The 1,867-nt window shown below is 63.0% G+C and carries 2 protein-coding genes; both read right to left on the reverse strand.

From position 1 onward, the window contains the following. Nucleotides 1-1,070: acetoin utilization protein AcuC (locus AC2VNK_RS09790; protein ID WP_486883613.1), on the reverse strand; the 1,070-nt coding region annotated here is incomplete at its 3' end. A 44-nt stretch (nt 1,071-1,114) separates the two neighbouring features. Beyond that, nucleotides 1,115-1,867 (reverse strand): nitric oxide reductase activation protein NorD (locus AC2VNK_RS09795; protein ID WP_486883614.1); only part of this gene is annotated, 753 nt, incomplete at its 5' end.

Raw genomic sequence — 1,867 nt, forward strand, 5'->3', positions numbered from 1 at the left:
GCATCTTCCAGACTCAGGAACTGCTGACGATAGTCTGGCGCATCCTCATCGTCCAGTTCCCATTCGACCGCCTGGAGCAGCGCTTGCCCAGGCGCGGGTAATTCCACGGGCAACAAACGTCCGCTCAGAATGGCCCAGAGACCGGTCCAGCAGCGCGCCAAAGCAACGGGATGATAACCGCCCCCGCCTAGGACCAGCAGACGCGGACTTTCCGCCACGATCTGGCGCACGACTTGCCAGAACAAGCCGTTGGAAACCCGAAACTTGCTCAAAGGATCCGGTGCGAGGATATCGGTGCCCGCCTGCAGAACGACGACATCAGGGCTGAAGCGCTGCAAAACACGAGGCCATAACTCGGCAAAAGCCAGCGCATATTCGCTGTCATTCACCTCCTTGGGCAAAGGCAGATTAACCGCCAGTCCCGGCCAGTCGGTGAGCTTACCGCCCTGAAAGGGATAGGCGTAGTCCGTATCCATGTGCAGGGAGGCCGTCAGGGTGTCCGGGTCCTCCACAAAGGCCGCCTCCACCCCATCACCGTGGTGGGCATCCATGTCCCAGTACAGCACCCGCAGACCGGCGCGGCGCAGGCGCTGAATGGCGAGCACCGGGTCGTTGAGATAGCAGAAGCCGCGCGCCTGACCCGGTGCGGCATGGTGCATCCCGCCCGCAGGGCTGAAGGCGGTTGCGCCTTCCAGCACGGCTTCCGCCGCGAGCACACTGGAACCGGTAGCCAGGGAGGGCGTATCGAAAAAACCGGGGAAATAGGGATTCTCCAGCGTACCCAACTGATAACGCTGACGATCGCTGTCCTGCACACCACCGCGAAACTGCGCCCGCTCAAAGGCCTGTATGTACTCTTTCGTATGAAAGCCAAAGAGCTCCCGATGACTTGCCGGGCGGCCCTGCCGATATTCTTCCGGTGCCATGGCCCCGTAACTGTTGATGAGGTCCAGGGTCAGGGACACCCGCGGAATCGCCAGGGGATGGTTACCCCCATAGCTCGCCCGCCGGTAACGCGCCGCCCCGACGAAGACCGCCGGGCGGGTCGCGGCGATCTGCGGGCGCAGCATCCCCCGCTCGTTCACTCTGCTGGCAACCGTCTGCGCCACACCCGTCACACGCTGTGGCCCCGCAGGCGCAGATAAATCTCCGGTAGACGCGTCGGCAGGCTGTCGAGATGGGGCAACACGAGATAGTGCCCCGGCCCGAAAACCAGCGGCAGATATTCGCCACCACGCGGATCGAGACTGATACAAAAGGCGTGAACACCCAGGTCTTGCGCCTCCTTCACCGCCATGCGCGTATCCTCCTGCAAATAGCGAAAGTCACCGCCGTCGTCATAATCTGCGGGACGGCCGTCCGACAGAATCAGCAGCAAACGTCGCTGCGCCGGACTGCGCAGCATGAGCCGCGCGCTATGGCGGATGGCTGCCCCCATGCGTGTCGCCAACCGCCCGGACAAGCCGCCAAGCAAGGCCCGCGCCCGGGAATCAAACTTGTCGGCAAAGCGCTTGATAGGGTAGAGCAATACCTCGTCATGATATTTGCTGGCGAAGCCATAGAGGGCAAAGGGATCACCCACTTCTACCAGTGCCTCGCCGAAAAGGAGCATGGCCGCGCGCAGACGATCCACCACCCGTACCCCGGAATCTCCGGCCTCTGCCATGATGGAGGTGGAGAGGTCGGCAAGAAGCAGTACGGAAGTGTCCCGCTGTTGCGGTCGTCTTTGCTGGTAAATGCTGGCTTTAGGCGAGCGCCCGGCGCGCCGTTCCACCATAAACTGCACCGCAGCCTCCAGATCCGGCTCGTCACCCTCGTACTGCCGACGGCGCGGCGCCATCCGGGTCGGCTTCTGCGCCTGCAAGGC

It is taken from the genome of Acidithiobacillus sp. TH-A35, from assembly GCF_057473505.1.